The sequence below is a fragment of the Neobacillus camarae genome (assembly GCF_054950115.1).
On sequence record NZ_JBUCKX010000004.1, the window covers coordinates 423079 to 449212 of the forward strand.

23 protein-coding genes are annotated in these 26134 nt (G+C 42.8%); 14 read left to right on the forward strand and 9 right to left on the reverse strand.

Annotated elements, in window-relative coordinates:
* Positions 1-168: 168 nt before the first annotated feature.
* The gene (locus tag ACY8D0_RS23505) at positions 169-1584 is read right to left on the reverse strand and encodes a glycoside hydrolase family 18 protein (RefSeq protein WP_462412872.1); all 1416 of its coding nucleotides are present in this window, start codon (positions 1582-1584) and stop codon (positions 169-171) included.
* A gap of 174 nt (positions 1585-1758) precedes the next feature.
* On the opposite strand from ACY8D0_RS23505, the gene ACY8D0_RS23510 reads away from it, so the two are divergent.
* Complete coding sequence (locus tag ACY8D0_RS23510) at positions 1759-2991, forward strand: MFS transporter (RefSeq protein WP_462412873.1); 1233 nt, start codon at positions 1759-1761, stop codon at positions 2989-2991.
* A gap of 57 nt (positions 2992-3048) precedes the next feature.
* Here the strand turns inward: ACY8D0_RS23510 and ACY8D0_RS23515 are convergent, their stop codons facing one another.
* On the reverse strand, positions 3049-3966 hold the full coding sequence (locus tag ACY8D0_RS23515; RefSeq protein WP_462412874.1) for an AraC family transcriptional regulator: 918 nt from the start codon (positions 3964-3966) through the stop codon (positions 3049-3051).
* A 195-nt stretch (positions 3967-4161) separates the two neighbouring features.
* Between ACY8D0_RS23515 and ACY8D0_RS23520 the strand changes: the two genes are divergently transcribed.
* The 3 genes from ACY8D0_RS23520 to ACY8D0_RS23530 all read left to right on the forward strand — a co-directional run bounded on the left by ACY8D0_RS23520 (position 4162) and on the right by ACY8D0_RS23530 (position 7967).
* The gene (locus ACY8D0_RS23520) at positions 4162-5688 is read left to right on the forward strand and encodes a PAS domain S-box protein (RefSeq protein ID WP_462413162.1); all 1527 of its coding nucleotides are present in this window, start codon (positions 4162-4164) and stop codon (positions 5686-5688) included.
* A 306-nt stretch (positions 5689-5994) separates the two neighbouring features.
* A complete protein-coding gene (gene yidA / locus ACY8D0_RS23525) occupies positions 5995-6819 on the forward strand; it encodes a sugar-phosphatase (protein WP_462412875.1) in 825 nt (274 codons plus the stop codon).
* Between the two features lie 128 nt (positions 6820-6947).
* Entirely contained in the window at positions 6948-7967 is a 1020-nt protein-coding gene (locus ACY8D0_RS23530; protein ID WP_462412876.1) for a pirin family protein, read from the forward strand.
* A 73-nt stretch (positions 7968-8040) separates the two neighbouring features.
* On the opposite strand, the gene ndk is transcribed toward ACY8D0_RS23530, so the two are convergent.
* The gene (gene ndk / locus ACY8D0_RS23535) at positions 8041-8502 is read right to left on the reverse strand and encodes a nucleoside-diphosphate kinase (protein WP_462412877.1); all 462 of its coding nucleotides are present in this window, start codon (positions 8500-8502) and stop codon (positions 8041-8043) included.
* A 493-nt stretch (positions 8503-8995) separates the two neighbouring features.
* Between ndk and ACY8D0_RS23540 the strand changes: the two genes are divergently transcribed.
* Positions 8996-9388 carry a hypothetical protein gene (locus ACY8D0_RS23540; protein WP_462412878.1) on the forward strand — a complete coding sequence of 131 codons (393 nt, stop codon included), beginning with the start codon at positions 8996-8998 and terminating at the stop codon, positions 9386-9388.
* Positions 9389-9495: 107 nt separating this feature from the next.
* On the opposite strand, the gene ACY8D0_RS23545 is transcribed toward ACY8D0_RS23540, so the two are convergent.
* Positions 9496-10437 (reverse strand): NAD(P)H-binding protein, encoded by a 942-nt coding sequence (locus ACY8D0_RS23545; RefSeq protein ID WP_462412879.1) that lies wholly within the window; start codon positions 10435-10437, stop codon positions 9496-9498.
* Between the two features lie 81 nt (positions 10438-10518).
* The gene (locus tag ACY8D0_RS23550; RefSeq protein WP_462412880.1) at positions 10519-11412 is read right to left on the reverse strand and encodes a LysR family transcriptional regulator; all 894 of its coding nucleotides are present in this window, start codon (positions 11410-11412) and stop codon (positions 10519-10521) included.
* Positions 11413-11596: 184 nt separating this feature from the next.
* On the opposite strand from ACY8D0_RS23550, the gene ACY8D0_RS23555 reads away from it, so the two are divergent.
* Both ACY8D0_RS23555 and ACY8D0_RS23560 read left to right on the forward strand, forming a co-directional pair.
* Positions 11597-11899, forward strand: a complete 303-nt coding sequence (locus tag ACY8D0_RS23555) for an Ada metal-binding domain-containing protein (RefSeq protein ID WP_462412881.1) — start codon at positions 11597-11599, stop codon at positions 11897-11899.
* Between the two features lie 28 nt (positions 11900-11927).
* Positions 11928-12692, forward strand: a complete 765-nt coding sequence (locus ACY8D0_RS23560) for an alpha/beta fold hydrolase (protein WP_462413163.1) — start codon at positions 11928-11930, stop codon at positions 12690-12692.
* Positions 12693-12763: 71 nt separating this feature from the next.
* Here the strand turns inward: ACY8D0_RS23560 and ACY8D0_RS23565 are convergent, their stop codons facing one another.
* Together ACY8D0_RS23565 and ACY8D0_RS23570 are read right to left on the reverse strand one after the other, a co-directional pair.
* Positions 12764-12952: a hypothetical protein gene (locus tag ACY8D0_RS23565; protein ID WP_462412882.1), complete on the reverse strand. Its 189-nt coding sequence runs from the start codon at positions 12950-12952 to the stop codon at positions 12764-12766.
* Between the two features lie 13 nt (positions 12953-12965).
* Positions 12966-13193 (reverse strand): helix-turn-helix transcriptional regulator, encoded by a 228-nt coding sequence (locus ACY8D0_RS23570; protein WP_462412883.1) that lies wholly within the window; start codon positions 13191-13193, stop codon positions 12966-12968.
* 295 nt (positions 13194-13488) lie between these two features.
* On the opposite strand from ACY8D0_RS23570, the gene ACY8D0_RS23575 reads away from it, so the two are divergent.
* On the forward strand, positions 13489-14838 hold the full coding sequence (locus ACY8D0_RS23575; RefSeq protein WP_462412884.1) for a glycoside hydrolase family 28 protein: 1350 nt from the start codon (positions 13489-13491) through the stop codon (positions 14836-14838).
* Between the two features lie 258 nt (positions 14839-15096).
* Here the strand turns inward: ACY8D0_RS23575 and ACY8D0_RS23580 are convergent, their stop codons facing one another.
* Both ACY8D0_RS23580 and ACY8D0_RS23585 read right to left on the reverse strand, forming a co-directional pair.
* Positions 15097-16410, reverse strand: a complete 1314-nt coding sequence (locus ACY8D0_RS23580) for an ABC transporter substrate-binding protein (protein ID WP_462412885.1) — start codon at positions 16408-16410, stop codon at positions 15097-15099.
* A 52-nt stretch (positions 16411-16462) separates the two neighbouring features.
* Complete coding sequence (locus ACY8D0_RS23585; protein WP_462412886.1) at positions 16463-18178, reverse strand: glycoside hydrolase family 2 protein; 1716 nt, start codon at positions 18176-18178, stop codon at positions 16463-16465.
* Positions 18179-18339: 161 nt separating this feature from the next.
* Between ACY8D0_RS23585 and ACY8D0_RS23590 the strand changes: the two genes are divergently transcribed.
* The 6 genes from ACY8D0_RS23590 to ACY8D0_RS23615 all read left to right on the forward strand — a co-directional run bounded on the left by ACY8D0_RS23590 (position 18340) and on the right by ACY8D0_RS23615 (position 26014).
* Positions 18340-19194, forward strand: coding sequence for an AraC family transcriptional regulator (locus ACY8D0_RS23590; protein ID WP_462412887.1), 855 nt, complete (start codon positions 18340-18342; stop codon positions 19192-19194).
* Between the two features lie 108 nt (positions 19195-19302).
* Entirely contained in the window at positions 19303-19683 is a 381-nt protein-coding gene (locus ACY8D0_RS23595) for a FixH family protein (RefSeq protein ID WP_462412888.1), read from the forward strand.
* Positions 19684-20075: 392 nt separating this feature from the next.
* Complete coding sequence (locus tag ACY8D0_RS23600; protein WP_462412889.1) at positions 20076-20351, forward strand: heterocycloanthracin/sonorensin family bacteriocin; 276 nt, start codon at positions 20076-20078, stop codon at positions 20349-20351.
* 175 nt (positions 20352-20526) lie between these two features.
* On the forward strand, positions 20527-22476 hold the full coding sequence (locus ACY8D0_RS23605) for a putative thiazole-containing bacteriocin maturation protein (protein ID WP_462412890.1): 1950 nt from the start codon (positions 20527-20529) through the stop codon (positions 22474-22476).
* Positions 22473-24413, forward strand: a complete 1941-nt coding sequence (locus ACY8D0_RS23610; protein ID WP_462412891.1) for a TOMM precursor leader peptide-binding protein — start codon at positions 22473-22475, stop codon at positions 24411-24413. Before ACY8D0_RS23605 ends, ACY8D0_RS23610 begins: the two co-directional genes overlap by 4 nt.
* A gap of 20 nt (positions 24414-24433) precedes the next feature.
* Positions 24434-26014, forward strand: a complete 1581-nt coding sequence (locus ACY8D0_RS23615) for a SagB family peptide dehydrogenase (RefSeq protein WP_462412892.1) — start codon at positions 24434-24436, stop codon at positions 26012-26014.
* Positions 26015-26134 lie beyond the last annotated feature (120 nt).

Consider the following 26134-nt stretch of genomic DNA (forward strand, 5'->3'; position numbering starts at 1 on the left):
TCTAAAGCCGCGGGAATAATTTTTGACAAGGAGATACACCACAAATTTTGGGAAAAATAAAACTGCCTCCTTATTAAAAATAGAGCGGTGGAGGCAGAAAGTAACTGTCTTTAAATTATGGTATCCCATACAAGATCGATTTCAAATAAAAAATCACTTGCTAACTTATTACATCAATTTTTTGATTGTAAAATTGTCTCTCAATAATGCCCAGTTCTCTGGATACGGATAACCCAATGCCCAGTAACTGACGCCGCGCAGGTTATAGTCTTTGACCAAATTGAATTTTGCTTGAGCGCTCCGGGCATCTTCAAACCAAACCTCATGTCCCTGGCCCTTTTCGTCTACATAGCGGAAGAATGGAGATTGGGCTGTCGTATCATATTGGATGGAGGCGCCATATTTTACTGCACGGTTAAGGGCTTCCTGCGGGCTGAAGGTCTCGGCTTCTTGGCCTTGAACGTGTGGAAGTTTCCAATCGCGAGCATAAATTTGAAAGCCCAAAAAGATTTTTTCCGCCGGCATAACGGACAGCGCGTATTCCACTACTCTTCTCATTTGGTCAACAGGGGAGATTGCCTGTGGCGGACCTAACCGGTATCCCCATTCATACGTCATCAGCACCACAAAATCGGCAATCCTACCATGTGCCTCATAATCGTGTGCTTCATATAAAAGACCCGCTTGAGTGGCACCCACTTTTGGTGCCAGCGCCGTTGAGACAAAATATCCTCTTGCATGGAGGCGGTTCACTGTCTGCTGCAGGAACTGGTTGTATAGCTCGCGGTCTGCTGGCAATACATTTTCAAAATCAATGTTAACTCCTTTATAACCTTTGGTATCCATGACTTGAAGAATGTTGGTAAGGACCTTTTCCCTTATTTCTGGAGTGGCCAAAATAGTATGCGCTACATTTGAACCGGCGGCGGTTGAAGTGAAGTTGGTAACAGACATCATGGGTACGACATTTTTGGAAAGAGATGCTTTCACCAGGTCTGCATCATTTTTGACGGGGCTTAAACTGCCATCTGCCGCAATGAGATATGCAAATGGACTAAGGTAGGTGAGCAAATTACCAATGTCATTAATGGTTTGAACGGCTTCACCACTCGGTTGATAGGTATAGGCGTTCACTTCTATGGTTTGTTTTGCTCTCGGTATGACCAGTTGCAAACCAGCAGATATTAAATTGGGATTTGCAATTTGGTTTTCATTAATGATGGCCTGTACAGTGGTTCCGTAGCGACTGGCAATTTGCCATAAAGCCTCACCGGGTTGGACAGTATGGGTGATTAAGGGAATGTAGAGGGTAGTTCCTGGATATAAAAGATTCGGATTGGTTAATTGGCTTGATTGAACAATCGCAGGAATGGAAACGCCGTACCTTTGGGCAATCGACCATAATGTCTCCCCGTATTTAACGACATGAGTCGTAACAGGCTTTGGAATCACTAATGCTTGACCAACCACTAACTGATTCGCGTTTGCCAATTGATTTATGGTAACAATGGAATTGATACTTACGGCATGACGATTGGCAATCTGCCAGAGCGTCTCCCCGGCACTAACAACATGTATAATCATAGTAACCTCCATAGGCATTTTTAGCTAAATTACTATATGTGTAGAAGTGGGGAAATGTGTAAATATCTCGATTCCCAGTGCCTATGCATTTTTTGAGAAGTTGTAAATATCGCAAATTTGGAACAGAAATCAATCAGCCTCCTTTTTATAATGAAGCAGAGGAGGCAGAGAGTGATGAAGTTATTGAAAGCGAAGGACCCTTATACGGTCTATATTTACACCTGTGGTTTGTCCGCATTTATGTTTACCTTGGTTTTTACCGTCAATTTGCTCTATCATGTCCAAATCGTCAAGTTAGACCCCCTGCAGCTTGTGTTGGTGGGAACCGTTTTGGAACTGACGGTCTTTTTGTTTGAAATTCCGACTGGATTGGTTGCTGATATAAAAAGCAGGAAACTCTCAATTATGATTGGTTATTTTGTAATTGGGGTTGGCTTTATAATGGAAGGCCTCTTTCCGTTTTTTACAGCTGTTATTCTGTCGCAGATTCTTTGGGGGATTGGCTATACCTTTACCAGTGGTGCCACACAGGCCTGGATTGCCGATGAAATGGGCGAGGAAAAGGCCGCATCCGCTTACCTAAAAGGGGCAAAAGCCGCTAACTTTGGCAAAGTCATTGCGATACCTTTAAGTATGGTTGCCGGGTATTTTATGGTGAACTTACCAATCATTATCGGTGGTTTTTCGATGGCAGGGCTGTCGTTGTTCTTATTCTTCTTTATGCGGGAAGAACAATTTAAGCCAGTGAACAAAGGAGATCGCGTATCTGGATGGAATCACATGAAAAACAATATAAAAAAAATTATCTATTATGCCAGAGCAAGTTTCATCATGAGAATGCTGCTCCTGATTGCGTTATTGTTTGGATTTTACAGTGAAGGATTTGATCGCCTCTGGATGACCCATTTCATCGATGCAGGGAATCTTTCGATGTTTACAGAATCAGAACTGGTGCTATTTATGGGAGGAATCAAATTTATGGTGGTCCTGATTTCCTTTGGGGTCCTTCATTATATGAGCGAAAGTTCTATTTATCAAAGGCAAAGGTATCTATACCTCTCGCTGTTTATCGGCAGTTTGCTCATTATCGTTTCGCTAGTCGGGTTTGCATTTTCCACTTTCGTTTTCAGTTTGCTCATCTTTTATTTCATCATTCAAACCAGCAGAGAGGCCATGTATCCTCTAATGGATATCTGGTTGAATAATCTCATCAAAGATTCGAAAACACGTGCCACCCTTTTTTCTGTCAAGGGGCAGGTGGATGCCATTGGGCAAATCAGCGGCGGTCCCGTGATGGGGATGGTCGCCGCGACATTCATGGTTAAGTCCGCCTTTGTCATAAGCGCCCTTTTGCTGGCGCCAGTATTGCTGTTATATTATTTGGTATTGAAAAAAGATAGATCGTGACCTGTCACAATCTATCTTTTTCCTAACGCATAAGTGCAACTACCTCTCTGTCTTTGCCTAATGGCTTGCCAATTGGCGAGTTTTCTTTATAGGTATATGAATCTCCATATAAATTTTTTCAAAATCCCAGTAATGGCAGTTTTCATCGTAATATTCGAAGTCAAAGGCGGCTTCATCCACCTCATAGGACGATTGCGGGAGCCAGTCTTCCAAAATATATTGCCATGTCCCTTTAATGGCAGGAACAAACTGGTCCGGGATGACGGCAGGCGTCTTAAAAACGGCATAGGTGGCAGCTGGTATTTGAAAACTAGTTAATTCGTCTGGCAGCTCGTTTTGTTCCTCAAACTCTACGGAAAATAAGTAAAGAAAACCTCCATCGGTTTCGTTGCTTTGTAAATTGATGCAATACTCTCCGTGTTTTCTGGGCTTTACGCATTCATATAACATGGTTTCCACAGCCCCATCTGTTAATCCCCGCGCATTCCAATAGGCAGGCTCATCCCTTGTATAGGAAATATTTGATATATAGCCGTCGAAGGTCTTGCCTGCGACCCAAAAGGAGGGACGATTCACAATCTTTGGCTGCATCACGATGCCGCCCAGACTCTTTTGATGGATTCTCCATAAATCAGGCTTTTGCGGCAAGGAAAGAGGGCAGTGAAGCTTGTATAAACTAGGAGGGCTGCCAAAGCATTTCTTAAACGCCTTCGTAAACCCAGAGTGAGTTTCGAAACCATAATCCATGGCAATTTCTATGACTTTTTTGCCGTTAATCAACTCATGCAGAGCAAACTGCAGTTTCCTTTTTAAAACGTAATCCATCAGCGTATAGCCAATATGTTTTTGAAAAAGACGATAAAAATGATAGGGAGAATAACCAACCATTTTTGCGAGATTTTCAGGTTTCAAGTCTTCCCTAATGTGCTCATCTATATAGTCGATGACTTGTTGGAGTAAGCTTAATTGTTTCATAGTATAATCACCGCTTATTTATTTCGATACCACAAAGGATATTCCTCTTTGATAAAGAAAAATTAGCTAAGAGTGCCCTAAGGTCGGTTCTCATTTCAAATAATATTGTAATTGTTTCCATGATGTTCAAAAATGTATTTATGTATAATATAGTTAAAGGATACTATTAGAAGTCGGTGAAACAACTTGAAAATCATGAACGATGTGGATCGGGGTAATCAGCATCTGCTTGATGAAATGGTACGATTAAAAAGGGAGAATGAACAGTTAAAGTCGCAGCTAACAGGATCAAAAGCGGTTAGTACGCATCTTGATGGAAGTGAGATAAAGTTTGAACATCTTTTTAATAGCATTTCAGATGCAATCTATTATCTGAAGATAGAAGATAATGGAACGGCCGGAAACTTTATTGAGGTGAACCGAGCGGCCCATAGCAGGCTGGGGTATACACGTGAAGAAGCCTTGAACTTAACTCCTTTCGATATCGATTACCATGAGAAAGACGAACTTATCCAAATGCTTAAAATGATAAAAAATAATCAAACGTTAACATTTGAGTCTGTTCATATAGGCAAAGATGGAAGTCACGTACCGGTCGAAATCAACACCCATCTCCTTGAAATTGAAGGAGAAAGCTACACATTATCTGTTTGCAGGGACATCTCGAATAGAAAAAAATCCGAGAAAGAGATTCGTGAGACCAAGGACCAATATCAGAGGTTAGTCGAATCATCGACCAATGGAATTGTCGTCTTACAAGATGATAAGTGGGTCTTCGCCAATAGGGCAGCTTTAGCCTTGTTTGGAGCCGACTCGAAAGAGCAATTACTAGGTAGAAGTATTTATGACATGCTCTCCCCGGAGTTTATGGAGGAATATAATAGACTGAAGGAATTCGGTGTAGAAGATTCCAAGTTTCGTTTTAACTGGAAAATCCTTAATGGCAAGGAAATTTATACGGAAGCGGTGTTGATTCCGAGTATATTTAAAGGAAGAGTAGCCAAGCAGCTGATCATTCAGGATGTAACCGAACGGAAACGGGCAGAGGATTTGAAGATTCAAGCAGAAAAGATGAATGTGGTCGCACAGATTGCGGCTGGAATTGCTCATGAAATCCGAAACCCCTTAACGTCCTTAAAAGGTTTTGTCCAACTTTTTCGCGAGGATACCGTTCCTAATAAGGAGATTCTCAACATAATGGAGAATGAATTAGAAAGAATCAATGTGATTTCGAGCGAGTTCCTTACTCTTGCGAAACCTTACCATCTAGATTTTATGAAAGTGGATCTTAAGGAACTTGTGAAAAATGTCATAAATCTATTAGAAAAAGAAGCCTTTAGAAAATCGATTCTATTCCAGGCAAGCTTCCCTCAGGAGAAGATTATGGTAAATGGCGTGGGTACGGAACTAAAAAAAGTGTTCCTAAACCTTATAAAGAATGCAATTGAAGGAATGCCTAATGGAGGGAATATTGGGATTAAGGTGGAAATGTGCGATGGGATGGTCTCTGTTTCTATACATGACAATGGAGTGGGAATGACAGAAGACCAATTAGGACACTTGGGGGAACCGTTTTACACGACAAAAGAAACAGGGACAGGACTTGGTCTTATGGTCACCTATCAAATTGTCAAAACCCATAACGGGGAAATCAACGTAGAAAGCAAATGGAATGAAGGAACCACATTTATCGTAAAGCTACCCGCTGTGACTGAGGGCTAACTTAGCACAAATGGCCATATGCAAATAAAAAAATGTCTCCAATTGTTAGGTTGGCAACAATTGGGGACATTTTTTATTTATTCTTGTGATTATAATGAAATGTCTTTGTTTAGCCGGATATTTTGACTTGACTTAAGAGGTAATATGTTAAAAGTATCCTTGGCTTAGGTTGCCAGATACTTTTTTGCTAAAATGGTTGTAGGAATGGCGGCTTATGTTATTTTTGGGTCTGCTGGCTTTAATCATTGACCTTCATGTTTTAAAAGTAATATGCTTTATTCACAGCATGATTCAGGAGGAAGAGAATTGTATAAATTAGTGGCAATAGATATTGATGGTACGCTGATGAATGATCGAAAAGAGATCACAAAAGAAGTAAATGACGCCATTCAAGCTGCACGAGCAAAAGGAGTGCGGGTTGTTGTCTGTACGGGGAGGCCCATCGTGGGTGTCCAACCAATCATTAAAGAATTAAAATTAAATGATCAAGATGACTATGTCATCACATTTAATGGTGCCCTTGTGCAAAATACTCACACCAAAGAGGTAGAATCCCAAATTACTTTAACCTATGATGACTTAAAAGAATTGTATGAATTAAGCCTAAAAGTCAATTCACCGCTTCATTTTTTTGATACTGAAAATCTTTATACACCAAATAGCGATATTAACCGTTACACCATTCATGAGGCTTATATCAACCAAATTCCTCTTCACTATCGGCCGATTGATGAAGTACCGAAGAATCTGATGATTCCGAAAGTCATGTTTATTGATGAACCGGAGCGCTTGGATCAAATTATTGCCAAAATACCTGAATCGGTTTGGAAAAAATATACGCTGGTGAAAAGTTCTCCGTTCTTTTTAGAAATTCTTGATCCACGTGTTAGTAAAGGGAATGCAGTAAAACAATTGGCTGAGAAACTTTCTATTAATCGGGAAGAAGTCATTTGTATCGGGGATGGAGAGAATGATTTAAGTATGATTGAGTATGCCGGCTGTGGAGTGGCAATGGGCAATGCTGAATCCGTCGTAACAGAAGCGGCTCAGTTCCATACATTATCCAATAATGAAAATGGAGTAGCCTATGCAATTGAAAAGTTGATTTTAAACAAATATAACATCATTTAGGAAAACGCATGTAACATTCTGTGGCCATAAGCAAAATCCGGAAAGTTGCTAAGGAAAAGGGGAAATTCTAAACTGAAAAGGCAGTTGAGCAAGGAGAAATAAATGATTGAGTCAAGAAGGAGAAAAAAATGTCTAATCAGAAAATCCTTAAAATACAACCACTTGGCTTCCAATGGGAAACCGAAGACCCATTTCTAGTGGCCATGCATCATAAAGATGCGTATCCGCCGGGAAATGAAGAGCAGGGACCAAGCACATCGCTGGAAGGACGTAATCTTGGGCAAGATTTCACACTTCGGGATGGCTTTAGGATGTATCATGGAACGACGGTTCCAGGATTTCCGGCGCATCCGCATAAAGGATTTGAAACCGTCACGATTGTCCTTGAAGGTTTTGTCGACCACTTTGATTCAACCGGGGCAAGAGGGCGATATGGCAATGGGGATGTCCAGTGGCTGACGACCGGTAAGGGCTGTCTACATACGGAAATGTTTCCACTCGTTCATAAAGACAAAGGTAATCCGTTGGAACTGTTCCAAATTTGGCTGAACTTGGAATCAAAAGAAAAATCCGCTGAGCCTGACTATAAGATGCTGTGGGCCGAAGATATTCCAGAAGTTGAATCAATTGGGACAAACGGAAGGAAGACCACAGTCCGGCTGATTGGCGGCAGCTTGCAAGGCAAAAACAGTTTGGAACCGGCATCTGCTTCGTGGGCAAAAGACCCAAGTCATCATGTCGGCATTTATTTAATTCGCATGGAGTCGGAAGCGTCGTTTACTTTGCCGGCCGTGTCGGCAACCTTAAACCGAAATTTGTATTTTTATGAGGGCGAAGAGATTCATCTGGATGATACCGCTCTATCCGTTTCCCACCGCGTTAAATTGGCAGGGGACCAAGAAATCCAACTTTCCAATGGGAAAAAAGAGGCATTTATTCTTGTGCTCCAAGGTGAGCCGATTCAAGAACCAGTAGCCCAGTATGGTCCGTTTGTCATGAATTCAGAACAGGAGATACGCGAGGCATACAATGACTATCGTAGAACGCAATTTGGCGGCTGGCCATGGGGCCGGCTTGACCCAGTTAATGAGCGGGATGCCGGAAGATTTGCCCGCCATGGTGATGGAAGGATAGAAAAAAGATCATAGGCTTTCAGAAACGATAAAAAAGGGTGCACCTGAAAGTTTTACTTTTGGGGCACCCTTTTCATAATAATTGTGATTAAACCAATTTTCGGCCTTCAAACGGGAAATCATCCTCTAAGCCGCGTCTTTTCAACAGGCCAAAGAAATTCTCTATTTCCCGTTCGGCACTTGTGAGAGAATCTGAACCATGGATAACATTTTCTTCTTTCGTAAAAGCGAAGTCACCACGAATGGTACCTGGCAATGCTTCCGATGGACTTGTCTTTCCAATCATAAGCCGAGATACTTCAATGATATTTTCTCCTTCCCAGACCATGGCAAAAACAGGACCGGAAGTAATAAAGTCGACCAATTCACCGAAGAACGGCTTGTCTTGATGTTCCATATAATGATACTCGGCTCTCTTACGGTCAAGAGTCATAAGCTCTGCGTTCAATAAGGTGAATCCTTTTTGCTCAAAACGCTTGAGGATTTCTCCTATTAGCCCTCGTCTAACTCCATCAGGTTTAACCATGATAAAGGTACGCTGTAAAGTCATACTATCACCTCTTAAATTAAATATCACAAAAACCACCAGCCTAGTTCAATGGCGTGTTGATTCTGTTCTATATTCAATTATGGCAAAACAGGAGAGATTTCAAACATGGGGGCTTAAGGCTTTTCTTGTGGTCAGTCGACCGAGAAAAGCCTGCAGAACCGTCCATATGTATTTGTTCACAGAGTTGTAGAAAACATTTAGACTAAACGAAATTCCTTTAGAATGTAGTGTGATATAATTTTTTCCAGAAGGGAGGCAAAAAGGTCCAATAGCCATATTGCGATAAGTATCATTAAATATTATTTCTATTATTTTCTTCTAATAAGCTGCCATTTTCCCCTTTTCTCCTTTCATTTTCATCCTTTTAAATCCACAAACATCATATTCTTTCATAACTTCCTGTTAAAGTGTTGAGGCTGATTATTTAAATGAATAACTTAATAAATGGGAAAGATGCCGGTTTAATCACGAGTTTAAAAAGGAGCGGTAGTATATGCATGCAGTCCTGAGTAAAATGGCAAAAGGCATCACGGTTTGTTACTCTGAGGTCTTCCCTAATGAAGGTGATGACTATTTCCACCTTGTTTATATGGGCAAGTTATTTTTGATTGCTGATTCGTATTGCATGAATCCCGATTGTACTTGCCAAGAAGCAGCTCTTCATTTTCTTCAAGTTTATCCGAGGGAAGAAGGAAAACCAGCCGATAGTTTTATGGTTGGATTGAAACTTAACGGCAGGGGCCAAAGAATCTATGACCATGGAAGATTCCACAAGCGGGAAATACAGTCCATCGTCATGCACTTTACCGCCGACGGCACCAAGTTAGAACTTTTGAATCAACGATATAAGGAAATGAAAGAAAAGGCAAAAGAGATTTTAAGTTAACGGCCATTACAAACAAAAAGGAGAGGATAAATTTAATATGAAAAAACTGCCCACCTTTGTATGCTAACAAGGATGGGCAGTTTCTTTAAAAATAGGCGATATTTTGGCTAGTTATCCTTTGAGTGACGCTCGCCAACCTGGAACTCATCAGCATGATCAAACATGTATTTCACCGTAATTGCTTTTTGGCCAGTAAGCTTTTCGAAGTCATCCGTAAAATTGTTCATTTTGCCTAAACGGATGGCTTGTGCGAAGGTAACCATCCCTTCGGAGGAGAATGGGGCTTCGGAACCTTCTTGAAATACACCGTCCGTTGTTCTCGGAACACCCATGGCATCAAAGATGGCATAATTTTCTTCGTCGGTTATTTCTTGATAACTAATGTGATTTCCTGTCGCTGCATTTCCGATGGCAACAAAGTCGGCAATGGTCATAAGTTCAGGTCCATTGATATTTAATATTGCTTCATGGTAATCATGGGAGGCCAATGCATAAGCCACAGCTTTCGCACAGTCCTTCCGGGAGATATACGCCATTTTGCCATCGCCTTGGCTATTTCTTAAAATACCGTCCATTTTCACAAATGTAAAGTAATTGGTGACCATCGCTTCCGCGTATTGAGAATTGCGAAGAAAAATATAATCCAGTCCGATGCTCTTAACGTAATTTTCAGTAAAAGCATGATCGATTTTTTCAACACTTGGATTGGTTTCATCGGCCGCATTCACTAATGAAGTGTAGATGATCTGTTTAACGCCGGCAGCTTTTGCAGCGTCCACCACATTTTTATGGGCATTTTGACGTTTGGCGCCAACGAAAGGCATGGATATTAAAGCGAGTTTGTCTGCACCAGCAAAGGCTTCTGCCAGACCCTCGATTTTATTAAAATTGGTTACGTGGGTTTCAATTCCTTGTTCTTCGTACTCTTTTAATGATGATGGGTTATAGCCGCAAAAAATCACTTGATCTTTGCCGACTAAGTCCAATAAATATTCGGCTGCTTGTTTTCCTAAGTTTCCATCGACACCAGTTAATAATAATTTCCCCATCTTAAACACTCCTCGTTGAATGTCTTACAAGTGTATAGTATGTGAAATAGTGAGCAAAGTCTAATAGAAAAATCGTATTGCCTATTGGCAAAACGAATCATGTATTTGAAGAAGAAAAGGCTTCAGGGCCGGATTCATATTCGCCTTTAAATACCCGATTTCTATTTTAAACGTATGATGGGAATCCTCTAACGGAATTAACCGCACTTCCTCTTTTGGATATGGAAGCTGATAATTATCTGGAAAAAAGCCAATCAGATTTTCGGTTAGGATATGGAACAGCTCTGTTTCCACGTCATCGACCGTACGGAGGATATTGGGCTGAAATCCATCCTCTAACGCATGCTGAATCATCAAGTTATAAGATTCTCCTATAACGGTCGGACTTAACATAACCAGCGGATAATCATATAGCTCCCTTTTTGAAATCGATTCATGATGGAAAAGGGGATGATAATGACTTAACACGGCACAGTACTGTCCTTGATATAACGGATACGTTTGAATATCCTCTTTCCCTTTAAAGGCCGAATCAAAGGCAATTGCAATGTCATATATTCCTTTTTCCAGGAATTCAGAGACATCTTTTAGTAAAACCTTATTTAATTCCAGCTGAATATTGGGATGTTGTTCTCTAAAAGCAGGAATAAATTTTAGCAAACTTTGCATGTCGGTGATGGCTGAATATTCAATCGCTAACATTTGTTTGTCATCCTGACGGTAGTTTTCCATTCTGGCTTTCATATGATTGTATTGTTTCCAGAGAATCATGGCCTCTCCATAAAAAAGCCACCCGGCTTGTGTTGGCTCAATCGGAGTTTGTTTTCGGTCGATCAATTGTAGGCCGAACTCTTTTTCTAGTGAAGCGATTTGTTGGCTTATCGTGGTTTGCGAGACAAAATTCTTCTTGGCGGTCTCGGTGAAATTTTTGCATTCTACCAGTTCAATAAAATACTTTATCTTTTCGATATTCATCGTAGTTTCCTCGAGTGATTTAGATTGTATTACTATCCATTATAAACGAATCCGAAGGGATGGTTCTTTTGGCTTTTTGAAAGGTTTATGTCACCCAAAAAAGCTAATAGAATCGCCCCGATGATACAGGTCTTGAAAGGTTTTTGTCGAAATATATCATATGTGAATAGAAGGAGGCAACTGGATGATGGAGATAAATGACGGAAAGGTCGATCATCGACTATCTGAGAAAAAATACAAATTGTTGGGCCCTGATAGAAAACCCTATTGGAGTGATACGCCAGGCATATATGGCGGGTACCGAAAAAGCAAGATTTATGGCCGTATGGATTGCCGGGCCGCATTGCAGGCAATAGAAAAAGGCGGTTATGTAAAGGAAAGGGTATTTTTCGCCGATGAAGAAACCGCCATTGCTGCTGGATTCAGACCATGTGCGGTGTGCCTTCCTGAGAAATATGCTGTTTGGAAAAAACAGAAAGAATTATAGGATCCTATAAGAGGAAGTGTTGTTCAGTATGTATCACGCACTCGTTAATGGAACAAATCTTTATTATGACAGGCTGGGAAGCGGGCAGCCACTTGTGCTGATTCATGGATTGGGGGAAAGTAAAGAAGGATGGAAGCTTCAGCATGGCCTTGCCGAACACTTCGATGTTATCGTCCCAGATTTACGGGGGTTTGGGCATACCCAATGTCCCGAAGGCCAAGGTATTTCCATGAACGCTTTTGCAAAAGATATTATCGGCTTGCTGGATGACTTAGGCATCGAACAAGCCCATATACTCGGCTTCTCCATGGGGGGAATCATATCACAAGAAATCTACAAAATCCGCCCTGAAAAAGTAAAATCCTTCATTCTGGCAAACACAGTTTTTTACATACCCAAGTGGCTTGAAAAACTATTACTATTGTTTTTTAGGAAATTTGAAACCATGACAATTGAACAATTTAAACGTCAAGCGACCTTTAGCTGTCTCTATAATCAAAGTGAAGAAATGGTCCAAAAAGTAATGCCCGTTTGGTCCAACCAACTGGATGGTTTCATACCATCCTGGAGAGCCTGCCTCCAAATTGACTATCGGGAAACGCTGAAAAATATCATGGTCCCAACTCTAGTCATTTCCAATCAGCAGGATAAAATCTGTCCCGCTTTCTTTCAAAAAAGAATGAACAAATTAATACCGAACTCCAAGATTTATACAATCAAAAAAGCTGGTCATATGGGGAAAATTGAAAAGGTAGAAGAATTCAATCGCGAGGTATTAAACTTTTTATTATAAGTGCAGGGGCAGTTCTCCTGGCTCTTGATGGGGTTGAAAAAGCCATTGGAACCGCCCCTATAGTATTTTACTTAGCCATTTTCAATTTTGTTTAAATCATCGCCACTGTACAGTTCTATTTGATGCCGCAGCTCGGATATGTAACGTGTCATGGCCAATCTCACCACTGACGGGTAATAACGGTTGTTAAGCTCGTGTTCACATTCTTCTAAATCCATTTTTTTGACCGCAATCATTTTACTTAATTCTTCTGTGCCCATGGCTGCACTCTCCCTACATATCAAAAAAATCTTTGTAATCCACAGTTGTGTCATACTTTCGAAGAAATTGAATGATTTTTCTGGCTGTGCCAATCGTCGGCTGGTGTTCGTCATCCGAACATAACCGGCTAATGGTTGCCCTGCTGACACCCGATTTCTCTAACTCTTTCTGGCTAATCCCGTGCTGATCAATATAGCGCCCCAGCTTGGACCTCTCTTTCCCAAGGCCAAACCAAATCATTTTCCCCACTCTCCTAGGCTATGTTATAGCTGAAGGATGGCCAATTTTTTCATAGATTATACAAAAGTTTCATCTATTAAATAATTTTTCATAGATGATGCCATGTTGATGCTTGGTTCCAGAAACCATAACCGGTCCCCATGGTCCGTTTTTATATGCTCGAATCTTACAAGTGCCACTCGTTTTTTTCCATTCCAAACTAGTATGCAACATGATACTATCTTAATAATCATAACCATTGGCAAGCTGCCTGTGGGGTAATATCTATCTTGTGAAGGGTGGTACTAAGATTCTTATGAGCAGCAATTTTTATGGGACACCATTCGATATGGAGAAAATACCCGTTCCGGAGTTCCCCGAGGAATTTTTCCATGTAGAGGAATTTCTAAAAAGTGACCGACAAGCAGACTATGGTGTTATCCAAAGGGCAGTGGATGCATGCTCTGAAAGTGGCGGTGGGACGGTCGTTATGTCACAAGGAGAATGGGTGTCGGGACCAATCCATTTAAAAAGCAACATTCATCTAAAGTTTGAAGAAGGCGTCGTGATTAGATTCAGCGCTAATTTTAATGATTATCTTCCTGTTGTTTTTACAAGGTGGGAGGGCATGGAGTGCTATAACTATTCACCCCTTATTTATGCCAGAGATTGCGAAAATATTGCGATAACAGGAGAAGGCACGTTGATTGGGAATGGGGAAGCGTGGTGGCATTGGAAAAAGCTTCAGCAAAATGCTGCCAATCAGCTCTGCTATGCCGAGAGCCTGGGAATACCCGTTCAAGATCGTATATTCGGCTCAGAGGAAGATGCCTTAAGGCCATCCTTTATCCAACCGATCAACTGTAAAAATGTGATTATTGAAGGACTCTCCATCAAGGATGGCCCTCAATGGACACTCCATCCAGTATACTGCGAAAACGTCATCATACGAAAAGTGGATATTATCAGCCGCGGACCTAATACCGACGGCTTGAATCCCGACTCGTGCAAAAATGTGCTGATAGAGGATTGCAGTTTTGAAACAGGGGACGATTGTATTGCCATCAACTCCGGCATGAATGAGGATGGATGGCGGGTCAATAAACCTTGTGAAAATATAGTAATTAGGAATTGCCGGATGAAGGAAGGCCATGGCGGATTGGTCATAGGAAGCGGTATGTCAGGAGGAGTTCGAAATGTCTACGCCCATGATTGTAATATCAGCGGGGGAGACCAAGGAATCCGCCTGAAGTCCATGCGCGGCAGGGGCGGATTCGTAGAAAATGTCTGGTTTGAAAACATAGAAATCAATAATGTGAGGAAAGAGGCCGTACAAATCAATATGTATTACGGCTATAGCACGGTTGTTCCCAAAACCAATACGCCTCCCGATTTCAATAATATCAACGTCATGGATATTACGGGGAAAGGTGCGAAAATGGCCGTAGAAATCAAAGGGCTGCCTGAACACCTGTTAAAATCTATTAGTCTTGAAAACATTCATTTAAGTGCGGACAGTGCTATAGTATGCAGTGATGTGGAAATGATAGATATCCAAGGAATTGATATACTAGCAACTGTAAGTAAGAGTATTGAGTTTATTAATGTTAACGAATTGAAGGTAAAGGATTTTTCTGTAAAGTATGTAGGGGAGGGAAGTCGCTGAAATCGAGCAGGGAGCAGTAAACCGTTGACCCGGCATCAGATGCTGTGCAGCACTGAGTAAAAAATCTTTAGCCCTTGGGAATGCCAATAAGTTTTTCTAGGGGCTTTTTACTGTCTAAAGGTTGGTAATCATGTGGAAGCTTTTCCTACTGAAGTCCAGGGTACTTACACTGATTTTTCTTCTGCTTTCCTGCGGACAATTACCAAAGAATAAAGAGCGATAGCTGGTCCGAAAAGGACCAGCTATCAGATTAGGTTATTATTTTTTGTTTTGCGCCAAGATGCTTTCAGCTTGCTGTCTAAACTGTTTTGCCGCATCTTCCACTTTTATATTTCCGTAGGCGATTTGTTCATCTAGGCTGTCCAATGTTTCGATGATTTCTCCGGCACCAACTGGGTCTGGACCATCGAATGATGAGCTGTGTTTCTCTGCCCATTCTACATAATCAAATACTTGTACTTGTGCTGGTGCAAGCAGTGGCTTTAAAGCATCCTTTACAACAGAGGAACCAGGAACACCTCGGTCACCAAGGTTTAATTTATTTGCTTCAATATCATTGATCATGAAGTCGATAAACTTAGCTGCTTCTGCTTTGTTCTTGGAATTATTTCCAACGGACCAGAACATCGCCGGTTTTAAATATAGGCCTTTTTCGCTGTTAGGACCTGGCATTGGAGCGATAATTAGCTCCCTATTAGCTACTTGTTGTAAACCTACAAACTGGTTAGACCATTGCCAGGTGCCGATTCCCTTCTGTGTGACTACTGGAGAATCTTCAAGACCCTTAAGTTGAGCAAAATAGTCAGGGGTTGGAGTTGCTTTCATCTTTACTAAATCAGCTTTCATTTTAAAGAAATCTACGAACAACTGATCATCTTTATATCCAAGAGATGTGCCATCTTTGCTATATAAGGATTTCCCTTTTGTTCTTAAGTAGTAGTTAAAAAATACATCCGCTTTCATTTGGCTGCCAAAATACAAACCTGCATCTGCTGCTTTGTTTGCAATTTCTTTAAGATCATCCCAAGTCCAATCTTCAGGGATAGAGTCTACACCTGCTTTTTTTAGGGTAGCAGGATCATAATGGAAACCTACAACGTTTACACCTGTATTTATTCCATAAAGCTTATCGCCAATTTTACCGCCATCGATAACATTTTTACTTATATCTTTTGTGTTAATTTCTTTACCAGCATATGGAGTTAAATCAGCTATTTGGCCATTCTCAGCATATTGGGAGAAGTACGATAAATCCATCTGGATGATATCCGGCAGTTCGTTCGCAGCCGCTTGTGGAGCTAGCTTCTTCCAGTAATCATCCCAGGCAGCATATTCAGCCTCTATCTTTACATTTGGATGCTGCTTTTGATACATGTCAATAATCTTTAGGGTATAGTCATGTCGCGGCTGTGAACCCCACCATGCTATACGAAGTGTAACCTTCTCATCCTTGCTGCCGCTTTCATTCTTTTTGCTAGCAGATTCATTCTTGCTTGTTGTGCTGCTTCCGCTGCATGCTGCCATTGATAAGACTAGCAGAAAGGTAAAAAATAAGGCCATAAACTTCTTCATTCTATTTCCCCCTTTTATTCGTAAAAATATTAAATTTAAGTTTTTATCTTAATTAAGTCTCATCGCCCCAAGATTGGTAGATTCGCCGCACTTCACGGAACGCTTGCTTAGGCTTGCGATACTCGTTAACCAAGCCCTTGTTGTTAAAGCTGCGCGCCCGGTCGCGGAAGTATTTTCCGTTACTCTTCAAATCGCCCCGTGTGTCTGCAAACTGCCATACATAGGTTCCGCCAACCTTTGGGTCGTCTCGAAAGATGGCCAGAGCCTCCGCAACGATTTGCGACTGATAATCCTCGCTGAATAATCTCGGCTCCCACCCGATGTCTCCAAAGATGCCGGCGCCGCCGAACTCAGTCATAAGCACCGGCTTCTCGCCAGCCCCCATCTGTTCCGCCCGCTCGTGGAACTGTTCTAGCATATCCTTGAAGCCGTTCACGTCACCTTCATACCAGCCAGAGTATTTGTTGATGCCAATCACATCGAAAAGCGGCAGAAGAATGTCCTCCAGCGGACGCATCGTGGCGTAGGTTACCAGCCTGGTGGTATCCAGCTGCTTTACCAACTGAACGAGACGCTGCGTCATTTCGTAGGCTTCCTGGGTACGAGTGTCTATTTCATTATGAACCGACCAAAATAAAACGGATGGATGGTGATAGTGCATGTCGACCATCTCTTTCATCATGGTCAACGCCCGGTCCTGGAACAATGGCTCATTGACCGTTTCGTTTGGCAAGAAGGCTCCCCAAATAGGGATTTCACTCCAAAAGACAATACCATTTTCGTCCAACAAATCCAGCCAATAAGGACTCTGAGGATAATGAGACCCGCGAACTGAATTGCAGCCTAGTTCTCGAATGATATCGAGGTCCTTATGCATCAGCTTTGGTGGGAAGGCGAAGCCCCATTCCGGGTGTTCCTCGTGGCGGTTTACGCCCTTCAGATAGACCGGCGTGCTGTTAACGAGAATCCTGTGGTCCCTCGTTTCAATCCGTCGAAAGCCGATCCGATCAATCTTGTCATCATCCTCTGTTCGGGCCTGGATTGTATACAGCTCCGGACGGCCGACATTCCACAGCCGAACGTCTTTCCAGTGCAGTTTCGCTATGCAGATAGATGTTTGACCTGGCACCACTTTTACCTGTTCCGAGTGAATTTCACGACCACCCTCAAACAAGGTCAGCGCGGTAGTCTGCTCCGTTTGCGACAAGGAGCTGATCCGCACTTGAATACTGACTTCAGCATCTGCTCTATCTAGCTCATAATCAATCTTGAGCTGCTCAATGTACAAATCCGGTAAACGCTGCAGCTCGACCGGACGGATAATGCCGCCGTAATGAAACCAGTCGACATGCTCTGTCGGAATGGTAAGGGGGTCCAGAGTACTGTCTGTTCGAACAACCAACTCATGTTCTCCTGTGGATAAGGAGGAAATGATAAATTCAAATGGCGTGTAGCCACCGTAGTGATAACCGAGATGCTTCCCATCCAGAAACACATCGGCATGACCCAGGATAGCGTGGAAGATTAGTCTGGCATTCTGCGTTTCTTCGATTCGGATTGTCTTTCTGTACCAGGCGACACCTTCATAGTCGTACAGGTTCAGTTCATTATTCCAACAGGCTGGAACGTACATTGATTGTGAAACATGTGGAAAACGCTCAAACCAATTTTCCTGAATACCCCTATTTCCTGGATCTATCACAAAGTCCCAGGGCCCATCTAAAATCTCTGTGGTGCGTATATGATGCTCTCGAAACGTCCTTAACAAGTGTGTTTCCTCCTCGGAATATAAGTCCTCATAGCCATCTTAACGAGGCTCTGTTAATATGGATAGTAACATGATGTGTACTGGTTCTGAATGGAAAAAAACAAGGACTTCTTGTAAAATTCGAGCTTATTTGGCCGCGAGGCAGAAGGGGAGAGACAAGTTTGGCAGCACTTGAGTATAATTTAAACCACCTCGTGGTGCATGTTCACTTTGTTCTCGATAAAGTAACCTACCCCGGGTGGGAAGATATTCGAAATCTGGTGAATGTTCACAGCTTGTACTGGATACATGAGGGAGAGGGGACTTTCCTGACAAATAAGGAACACAGGGTGAAGGCGGGGATGATGGCGTATCTAAGGCCCGGACTCGAGATGTCCATGCGCTCGGAGCCACAGAACCCGCTTCGCATGACTATGGTGCTTTTTGATTGCGCAGAGCTCATTTACGATGCGGTATGGAAAGATGTAACACCAATAGGAAAATTGAAGCTTCCCTTTCTGAGTCAGTATGGCGCCACACAGGCGGAGGAACTGGGCCTGTTGTTTTGGGAAATCCAGCGGGATTGGTTCCCGGGAATAGCCGATGGAGCGGCCGTTTCCCAGGCCAAGTTACAAATTATGCTGCACAAGCTTCATCAAATCAAGCAACTAGAATGGAGCTTAACGGAATCGGGAGCATTTTCCGCCTACGAGCAGATCAGGAAGCATTTGGAGAGCGGATACATGGAAAACCAGCGAATCGAACAGTTGGCTGAGGAATATAGCATTTCAGCTTCGTACCTTCGAAAACTTTTTCTCAAGTATACAGGTATGGGCCCGAAAGAATATTTGATCCACTTACGGAACCAGCAGGCATGCCGGTACCTAATATTTACGGATTACCCCATCAAGGAAATCGCCAAGCTATGCGGTTTTTTAGAAGAATATCACTTCAGCAAGATGTTCAAACAGCTTAATGGCATCTCGCCTAGCGCTTACCGAAGCGGGCAGAGAAGGACCGGAGTCGAGCAAGACTAGCTGTTGCTGAAAATAAGGATTAAAATATTGGCAACAGGAAGACATTACTGAACTAAGGAGTACCCTGGGTTATTTTTATAAAGATTAGGCATGAAAGGTTGTGGTGAAATGAATAAACACAAAAGTCTGGCCTTTGTTATCAGCTTATTATTGGTTGTAATGGCAGGTTGTGATTACAATAAATTTCAAATACAACTCTCAGCCCCAAAATTCTTTACATTAGGCCAGTCTTCTCCCATCCAATTAAAGGTCCAAGATTCAGACGGTAAACCGGTAATAGGCGCAAAGGTGAGGGCGGACTTGAAGATGAAAGGCATGAGTCATGGAATTCTATCGATAAAGATGCAAGAAGCAGAAGATGGAGTGTATGTTGGGAACGCAGACATTGAAATGGATGGAGATTACACGGCAACTATTACGGTCGATTATAAGGGAGAAAAATGGGTGGGGGAAAAAAGATTTTATATCGTGAGCAAAGCGAATGAATAGATACGCAATGGTTTTACATTGCTTGATGGGCAGCATATGGGCTGCTGTTCCCATTGCTGCGGGAGTATGAAGGCATCAATAAAGTATACGAGGGATATGTTATATGAATAAAATTTATAAGGGACAGTGCCTTTTTTTCTTAGGTACTGTCCCTTTTTTCTTGATGGATTTACTGATTCAATCCAGTTGGAAAGAAGGGACCTTAACTGTTATAGGTAAAAAAGGTTGAGCCATTTTTTGAGCAGTTCGCAGTGTAAAATAGGCTCTTTCTTTAGTAACAGCGACCTAAATGGAAACATAATTTGTTGAAGAGAGTACACATTGAATCGGGTGTTACACAAACGAATCATTTTCAACTCTCTACTCTGAATAAATACAAAGGGGAGGAACATATGCAAAACTTTCAAAATGAGCTGCAAGGATTGGGAATCGATCCTTATCAAACTGGTGAGTTAGTTGCAATCGGTCCGCAATTCGAGGATACGCGCTTATGGGGCCGCTGTGGCGGTTTCCGTTGCGGGGGCTTTCATTGCGGAGGCTTCCGTTGTGGCGGATTCCGTTGCGGAGGCTGCGGAGGCTGCGGCGGTTGTGGAGGCTGTTTCGGCTGTGGTGGTTTTGGCGGCTTTGGCTGCTTTAGCTGTTTTGGCATCGGTTTCGGTTTTATTTAATTGGTTTGGAATCCGTGAAACGTTAGGAAAATATGATTCTACGAAAGAAAGTGCCTCCTGCATGTACTTGTGCCGCAGGAGGCACTTCTTTTCAGTGTTTAACATATTGGACAAAAAATCGTACATAAACTGATAGTGCGGAAGTAGTGACATTGAGGAATAAGGAGGAACTCCAGTGGCAGAACTTAATTCGTCCTCACGTCTGAAGGTTAAAAGGGATACCGTTTTTCTCCCAGATCAAAAAGGGGGTGTCTATTTTAGAAATAACGTGAGCTCATTCCGAATGGAAGGAAATACGATTTACCAATGGATTGAAAAGTTGCTGCCGATGTTCAATGGGGAACAAACGCTGGCAACAATCACTGAGGGATTAACGCTGCCCTACCGTAACAGGGTATATGAAATTGGGGAAACGTTGTACAAGAATGGGTTTGTTCGCGATGTTAGTAAAGATTTGCCGCACCAATTAAATCGTCAGGTTCTTGAAAAGTATGCTTCACAAATCGAATTCATTGAAAGTTTTGCTGAATCGGGCGCGTACCATTTTCAAAAATATCGTCAGGCTAAGATCCTGACTGTTGGTTCTGGCCCCTTCCTTGTATCATTGGTATCGGCCTTAATAGAATCAGGACTGCCCAAATTAAATGTCATGGTCACGGACGCGGTTAAAACCAATAGGAAGCGGCTCAATGAGTTAGTGCAAAACTCCAGGGAACTTGATTCCGATGTGGAGTTGGTGGAAATACCCTACTTTAAAGGGGAAGGGGCTAATTTTTGGAAAGAAGTAGTTCGCAAATTTGATTGGATTCTATATGTTTCTCAGGATGGCAATGTAAATGAATTAAGGAGCCTAAATCAAGTTTGTAAAGATGAAAAGAAAGCATTCCTTCCGGCCATTTGTTTAGATAAAGTTGGGCTCGCAGGTCCGCTGACTCACCCGGATACAGATGGGTGCTTCGAGTCTGCATGGCGCAGAATCCATCAATCTTCGCTAAAGTCAGATGAGCAGCCTCAGAAGTTCTCTCCCACAGCAGGAGCGATTCTGGCAAATGTCTCTGTATTTGAACTTTTCAAAAGAGCCACAGGTATTGCAGGCTCTGAACAAAGTAATCAAATTTACCTGCTCAATCTTGATACGTTGGAAGGAGACTGGCTATCCTTCATTACACATCCATCCGTTATATCCAAAAGTGTTAAACCCGAGCTGGTTGAAAATCTTGATGCAAGACTGAAACAAGATTCGGGCAGGGATGAACAACAAGGGTGGCTGTTGGAATATTTCAGTCGATTAACGTCAAAGGAAATAGGCATTTTCCATACTTGGGAGGAACAAGATTTGTCACAGCTTCCTCTGTCTCAGTGCTGTGTTCAAGTAGTCAATCCTGCTTCAGACGGACCAGCAGAATTGCTGCCGAAGGTTATCTGCTCGGGAATGACTCATGAAGAAGCAAGAAGAAATGCCGGTTTGAAGGGCATTGAAATGTATGTAGACAAATTGATCCAGTCACTAAATCAGGACACTAGGGTCGATGAGATGCTTCTAGAGGGATTTATGGGCATCGGTTCAGGGGAAAGCATCGTGGAGGCTGTTTGCCGGGGGATGCAAGCCTGCCTGGAGAAAGAATTGAAAAATCAAAAGGGGGATCGCCGGAATACGGTTTTTCGTGTGCCAATCGAAGCTATAGAAGATAAAAAGTGCCGCTTCTATTTAAATGCCCTCACGACCCTGAGCGGTCCACCGGTCATAGGTTTAAAAGAGGAGGTGCTAGGCTTCCCGGTGGTTGGGGTAAAGTCGAAGCGCCATTGGTACACAGGAGCAGGTTTAAATATCACATTGGCATTGCAAAATGCCTTGCAGCAAGCTCTTTTAGATGCTCAGAATCAAAGAAATCCGGTTGATAGGCAAGAGAAGGGGTCGATGATTTACCTTGAAAAACGGGATACCAAATTAGAAATTCCTTCTTGTGAGGAAATGACACATTTAGACCTATTGCAATCAGCCATTCAAGTTTTGAATAAAAACAAAAAACAACTATTGGTCTACGACCTGTCAATCGAACCGTTTTTGAAAGAAGGGCTGGCGGGTGTGTATGGTGTGCAAGTACGGGAGGGGGATTCTCAATGACTGCACATATCCTCATGGTCGGGGACGGTTTATTAGCGCAGTATGTCTATGCCCACCTGTCAACCAACTATTTAGTAACACGTCAAAGCCTCTTGGATGATATTCCCGAGGGTATAGAATTGGCTCTGGTGCTTAACGATGCATGGCACCCATCGATGTATCAAAAGGCGGAAGAGAGGTTTAAGTTCGCTGGAATTCCTTGGCTTCGAGGTTTCGTATCGTTTGGCGAGGGAATCATTGGTCCACTAGTTCATCATGTCAAACCGGGATGTTCTCTCTGTGCGGATAAACGGCGTTTGTTAGCTGGTCAGGACCGTCTTGAAATGTGGCTCCTTCAAACGAGAATGGGAACTGGACCAAGCGGTTTGCGAGATGCATGGGCTTCACGATCGGGGCTGTTGCATATGGCTGGCTTGATTTGTGATGAAGTGCAGAAAGTTCTTCAGGGAGCACCCTCCTCCTTGGAAGAAAGGATGTTCATTTCCAATCTGAGAACCTTAACGAACTATAGTCACTTTTTCTTGCCAGATCCATTGTGTCCTGTTTGCAGTCCAATACCGGAGGACACGCCTGAATTAGCACAGATTAGGTTAAAGTCCAGTCCTAAATTAGCTGGGCCTGGCTATCGCAGCCGTTCAATGGAGGATTTAAAATCAGTGCTGGTAAATGATTATCTGGATGAGCGTACTGGAATCATGAATGGAAAAATGGAGGATATCAGGCTCCCATTTGCAGATGTTTTAGTTAACATGCCGTTGTTTGGAGCGGATGAGGGAGTGGCTGGACGCACGAATTCTTATGGGATGAGTGAGCTCACGGCCATATTGGAGGGGTTGGAGCGGCATTGTGGAATTGAGCCTCAAGGCAAAAGGAAGAAAGTCCGTGATAGCTACCATCATCTAAAGGACATTGCTTTAAATCCAGCAAGAGTGGGTTTACATGACGACGAACAATATGCAAAGCCTGATTTCCCGTTTAAACCGTTTAATCCTGATACCCCAATCAATTGGGTGTGGGGATATTCTTTTTTACAAGAACGGCCAATATTAATTCCGGAGTTACTCGCCTATTACAGTTTGGGATATGGGGAGGGCTTTGTTTATGAAACCTCTAACGGGTGTGCATTAGGGGGGAGCATGGAGGAGGCCATATTCCATGGGATTATGGAGGTCGTTGAGCGCGATTCCTTCTTATTGACATGGTATGCTCACCTTCCCCTTCCGCGTCTTGACCCTTATACTGCTAACGATAAGGAATTAGAGCTGATGGTCGACCGTTTACGTGATGTGGCGGGATATGATGTTTATTTTTACAATTCAACAATGGAACACGGGATTCCCAGCGTTTGGGCCGTGGCGAAAAATAGAAGTTCAAAAGGTGTGAACCTCATTTGTGCAGCAGGTGCCAGCCCTGATCCGATACGAGCTGTAAAAAGCTCAATCTACGAGCTCGCGGGAATGATGGTTCGGCATGACGAGAAATTGGAGAAAAACCGAAAGCAATATGAGGGAATGTTAAGAGATTCATTTGCCGTCCAAACCATGGAGGATCATGGCCTGCTCTATGGTCTCAGGGAAGCAGAGGAACGGCTGAACTTTTTACTGGATGAGGATCGACCATTGCGGTCTTTTGCTGAGGAATACAAGAAGCCCCCTGTTCATGCAGACTTGAAGGATGATCTTCAGGAAATCCTTCAAAGGTTTCGCCAATTAGACCTAGAGGTCATTGTGGTGGATCAAACCACCCCCATAACCAAACGTAATGGATTATACTGTGTAAAAGTATTGATTCCTGGTATGTTGCCGATGACATTCGGACATCACCTTACCCGTGTCAAAGGGCTCGAACGGGTCCTCCAAGTACCAATGAAACTTGGATTCGCCAATCAGCCGTTAGCGTATGAACAGCTTAATCCATATCCTCACCCATTCCCTTAATGAAGGCTGGAGGTGTTAAAGTGAATCTTGAAACATTTCTGCATCATCTACACTACGATACAGAAAAAGTTGTGCCGCCGGATTGGGAAGTGGACTGGGGGGACGCACCGCTTCCCTATAAATTGTACCGCGGCTTGCCTGATATACAATTATCCGGAGATGTTCCATTAAAGCTCACCCCACGAGAACCCCAGTCACAACCGGGACTCGAGGAGCTAGGAAATTTCTTATGGTATGTATTCGGCATTACCAGATACGTTCAAATGGCATTTATGGAGGGCACTGAGGAGAAAGAAGCTGTAAGCTATGCCCAGTTATTTCGCAGATTTGTTCCCTCTGGCGGGGCATTGTATCCCAACGAATTATATGTCTATGTAAAACTGGAGGTAGTACCCGAGGGAATTTACCATTACGATGCGGCCCATCACCGCCTCCTTATGCTGCGGGAAGGAAATTACGATTCCTATGTATCCAGAAGCATGGGCAATAGCTGTGACATTTCTGATTGTTTCTGCACCGTTTTTGTGTCGACTGTTTTTTGGAAAAACTTCTACAAATATAATAATTTTTCCTACAGGCTTCAAGGCTTAGATGCAGGTGTGGTAATAGGGCAGGCATTAGAAGTGGCGGATAGGATGGGGTTCTCATCAAGGGTATGTTACCAATTTCTTGACCAGTCTATTAATCATTTGCTGGGGCTTCCCGATCAAGAAGAAAGCGTTTATGCCGTCATCCCATTATCGATTCAGCCGTCTATCCCAAGCGTAGGCAATGTTAATAGAGAAGAAGTTTCGTCGGTTGCATTATCCCGTGAAGTATCAGTGTTGAATGTTGAAACTTATAACCGTTCAAAGAGAGTTCGTGATTACCCGCTGATCAAAGAGATGAATCATGTATCCATCCTTGAAACGACCCAGTCATTTGCGGGGATAAAAAGAGAGGAACGTGTGAAAAAGTTTATTGGTACGGAGTTCATCATGCTGCCCTATACGGAGCCCTTTTCATATGACTTTGCCGCTGCTTGCAGAGAGAGACATTCTCCTGATTTGGATTTTATGATGGGGAGTGTCAGTATAAAAACAATATCCACTTTGTTAAGAGAGACATTCTCCTTTTCGTATCAGAATGACCTTGACGGCATGCAGGAGAATCCTGAAACTCGTTTATCATTGAACGGCTTCTTTTATAACGTGGAGGGTATTCCAAATGGTGCCTATGCTTATGACAAAGAGGCTCATGCACTTCGAAGAGTCACGAGTGGGGATTTCCGTGAGGTTTTGCAAGGCGGGTTAACCATGCACAATGTCAATCTGTTTCAAGTTCCGCTCTGCCTGCATATTGTTGGGGGCAAGGATCACCTCAAAAGAGAATTGGGATATAGAGGATACCGAATTCAACAGATGGAGGCAGGTATACTCTTGCAACGGATGCTCTTGATATCAGGTGCTTTAGGGATGGGAGGGCACCCGCTATTAGGGTTTGATGTGAAACAATGTGACGAACTTTATAGAGCGGAAGCAGAACAAATCACTAGCCTCATCCAAGTCCCCGTAGGCCCATACCGTCCCCGTGCCTGTTTAAATGGAAGCTTGATTAGTTAAATCATGCAAGTGCCTGTCATTTCCCGTAACATGTCGAATTTCACTCGACATGTTTGGGGTGATGACAGGCACTTTTTATTATTGATTTCATAAATCCAGCAGAACCATTCATGATTTCAA

Coding starts and splice junctions, on each gene's coding strand:
- ACY8D0_RS23505 (WP_462412872.1), bottom strand. CDS start 1,584: ATGATTATACATGTTGTTAGTGCCGGGGAGACGCTCTGGCAGATTGCC.
- ACY8D0_RS23510 (WP_462412873.1), top strand. CDS start 1,759: ATGAAGTTATTGAAAGCGAAGGACCCTTATACGGTCTATATTTACACC.
- ACY8D0_RS23515 (WP_462412874.1), bottom strand. CDS start 3,966: ATGAAACAATTAAGCTTACTCCAACAAGTCATCGACTATATAGATGAG.
- ACY8D0_RS23520 (WP_462413162.1), top strand. CDS start 4,162: ATGAACGATGTGGATCGGGGTAATCAGCATCTGCTTGATGAAATGGTA.
- ACY8D0_RS23530 (WP_462412876.1), top strand. CDS start 6,948: ATGTCTAATCAGAAAATCCTTAAAATACAACCACTTGGCTTCCAATGG.
- ndk (WP_462412877.1), bottom strand. CDS start 8,502: ATGACTTTACAGCGTACCTTTATCATGGTTAAACCTGATGGAGTTAGA.
- ACY8D0_RS23540 (WP_462412878.1), top strand. CDS start 8,996: ATGCATGCAGTCCTGAGTAAAATGGCAAAAGGCATCACGGTTTGTTAC.
- ACY8D0_RS23545 (WP_462412879.1), bottom strand. CDS start 10,437: ATGGGGAAATTATTATTAACTGGTGTCGATGGAAACTTAGGAAAACAA.
- ACY8D0_RS23550 (WP_462412880.1), bottom strand. CDS start 11,412: ATGAATATCGAAAAGATAAAGTATTTTATTGAACTGGTAGAATGCAAA.
- ACY8D0_RS23555 (WP_462412881.1), top strand. CDS start 11,597: ATGATGGAGATAAATGACGGAAAGGTCGATCATCGACTATCTGAGAAA.
- ACY8D0_RS23560 (WP_462413163.1), top strand. CDS start 11,928: ATGTATCACGCACTCGTTAATGGAACAAATCTTTATTATGACAGGCTG.
- ACY8D0_RS23565 (WP_462412882.1), bottom strand. CDS start 12,952: ATGGGCACAGAAGAATTAAGTAAAATGATTGCGGTCAAAAAAATGGAT.
- ACY8D0_RS23570 (WP_462412883.1), bottom strand. CDS start 13,193: ATGATTTGGTTTGGCCTTGGGAAAGAGAGGTCCAAGCTGGGGCGCTAT.
- ACY8D0_RS23575 (WP_462412884.1), top strand. CDS start 13,489: ATGAGCAGCAATTTTTATGGGACACCATTCGATATGGAGAAAATACCC.
- ACY8D0_RS23580 (WP_462412885.1), bottom strand. CDS start 16,410: ATGAAGAAGTTTATGGCCTTATTTTTTACCTTTCTGCTAGTCTTATCA.
- ACY8D0_RS23595 (WP_462412888.1), top strand. CDS start 19,303: ATGAATAAACACAAAAGTCTGGCCTTTGTTATCAGCTTATTATTGGTT.
- ACY8D0_RS23600 (WP_462412889.1), top strand. CDS start 20,076: ATGCAAAACTTTCAAAATGAGCTGCAAGGATTGGGAATCGATCCTTAT.
- ACY8D0_RS23610 (WP_462412891.1), top strand. CDS start 22,473: ATGACTGCACATATCCTCATGGTCGGGGACGGTTTATTAGCGCAGTAT.